This window comes from Paenibacillus cremeus (assembly GCF_007786445.1).
Taxonomy (GTDB): Bacteria; Bacillota; Bacilli; order Paenibacillales; family NBRC-103111; genus Paenibacillus_G; species Paenibacillus_G cremeus.
In genome coordinates this window covers 1-1,293 of record NZ_VNJI01000135.1, presented here as the reverse complement: position 1 = coordinate 1,293, position 1,293 = coordinate 1, and the positions used below count along the sequence as shown (strand labels likewise).

The following is a 1,293-nucleotide window of genomic DNA, read 5'->3' as shown; positions in this document are numbered from 1 at the left end:
GTTTGACGAAAAAAGCGCTCGTGATCATTGTTTGTACGAGGGACGTGAGGCGCGTCATAGCAGGTGAAGAGCCCTTTCCAAAATCCTCGCGTGTAAGCCTGAACGTTTTTCACAAGTTCCTCGTCACCTGCCTGGTTGTAGTTCACTTCAAGCCACCGGAGCAAGTGCTCCATGTGAAAGCGGACGGATTCGCTCGTTTGATCAGGACTGGGCTCGAGAAGCTTCGCGATATTCGTAATAACAGCCTGCCAGCGGCATACTGCGTCGTAGGCTGGTTTGAACTCATCGATTTTGCTGAAAATTCTGACTACCTTTTTCAGGAGCATGAGCCCCTTTTTTAGCCATGCTGTTCTCGAGTGATTGCTGCACAGCCTGCGCGTTTTCAAATATTCGAATACCCGGTAGATCAAGTGGTGGATTCCCGTCTTCGAGCAAAATGGAGCGGACCGCCGCTAAGTAGTCCTTCGCAATATCTGCTTCTGCTGATGTCTCTTTTTCGATTTGCTTCTCGATCTCTCGAATGCCGCGAAGCGATTTCTTAATGCCGGTTTTCAGCTTGCGATCTATATCCACCACAGGCTTTGCAATGTCTTTCAGATAGTGATACTGACAGTATTGGTAGGGAGCTTCCGGCCACATGGCTTCCATAGCTAGACGAATGGAATGCTGACCGTCGCTTACCAAGCCGATTACGGGAAAACCAAGCTCTTTTACCGGTTGAAGAAGCGTTTGAAGTTCATGTGCCGATCCGCTTTTTAGATTTTTAGCGGATAGAATAAGCCCGCTAAAAACCTCGCGAACCACATAGAGCGTTTCATTTCCCTTTTCAGGTTGAACGCCATCCATAGACAGCATAATCCCTTTATTCTCCTGAACAACTTGCTCCAGTTCCAATCGCACCTGGTCCGTAACGGAGGCTCGCAGCAGGGTTAAGTAACGCTCATACAGTCGCATGGAATTACGCTCAGAAGTTGCCACGCCACGCTCGTTCAGCTCTTTTGTAATTTCACCGATGGTGAGGTGATGCTTAAATCGCAGTTCCCCGACCAATGCCAAAACGTCGAAGCCATAGGAAGTATGTTTCATGCAAAGAGCACCGGCCTGAGCGGAGTTGAAGTAACGTTTCAAATTTCCGCATGACTCATCCGGACAGTGATAGGCCATGTTCCAGACCTGAATGACACCTTGAAGCGTAGCAACATTTTTCTTCCATGCAGTGTGATGGCGTTTCAGCTTTCGTCCGCAATCTGGACAATTTTCGATTTCCGCACGATAGTAGATTTTTTTCTCAGG

The 1,293-nt window shown here is 48.3% G+C and carries 1 protein-coding gene and 1 pseudogene; both read right to left on the bottom strand.

Going from position 1 to position 1,293, the window contains the following annotated elements; all coding sequences use genetic code 11:
- Window positions 1–326 (bottom strand): annotated as a pseudogene (locus tag FPZ49_RS35185) (hypothetical protein); the annotation flags it as partial.
- On the bottom strand, window positions 283–1,293 hold a 1,011-nt coding region (locus FPZ49_RS35180; protein WP_144855386.1), incomplete at its 5' end, for a transposase. The gene FPZ49_RS35180 and the pseudogene FPZ49_RS35185, both read right to left, overlap by 44 nt.